The 583-nt window shown below is 67.1% G+C and carries 1 protein-coding gene; it reads left to right on the forward strand.

Annotated elements, in window-relative coordinates; translation table 11 throughout:
- Positions 1-546 (forward strand): transposase (locus V5E28_RS49105; RefSeq protein WP_336217205.1); only part of this gene is annotated, 546 nt, incomplete at its 5' end.
- Positions 547-583: the final 37 nt, after the last annotated feature.

Raw genomic sequence — 583 nt, forward strand, 5'->3', positions numbered from 1 at the left:
GAACACCTTCGCCAGCTCCCCTTGGTCGAAGAAGCGCTCGGCCGCCAGGCCCAAGCCTTGCTGTTGCAGCTGGATGCAGCATGCCGAGCCGCCGACGATCTCGCCGACGCCACCAGCGAGGCCTTCCACCAGCACCCGGACGCGGCCATCATCACCAGCTTCCCGGGCCTGGCCGATCTCACCGGCGCCCGGGTACTTGCCGAACTCGGCGACGACCGCTCCCGCTTCGCCGACGCCCGCGCGCTGAAGGCCTACGCCGGCGCAGCCCCGATCACCCGCGCCTCGGGCAAAAGCCTGGTCGTCCACCACCGCAAAGTGAAGAATCAGCGCCTGGCCGCCGCCGGCTACGTCTGGGCCTTCGCTTCCCTACGAGCACCAGGCCCCAGAGCCCACTACGACCGGCGACGCGCCGAAGGCGAGCGACACTCCAGCGCCCTACGCAACACCTTCAACCGTCTGCTCGGCTGCCTTCACCACTGCCTGCAAAAGGGCGTGACCTACAACGAAGATGTCGCCTTCCAACCACGATCGAAGGCCATGGCTTGACAACTTAGGCAGATCGGATGTCTGCGGCACCCGCTTT

The sequence above is a fragment of the Nonomuraea sp. LPB2021202275-12-8 genome, assembly GCF_037044575.1.
Lineage (GTDB): Bacteria > Actinomycetota > Actinomycetes > Streptosporangiales > Streptosporangiaceae > Nonomuraea.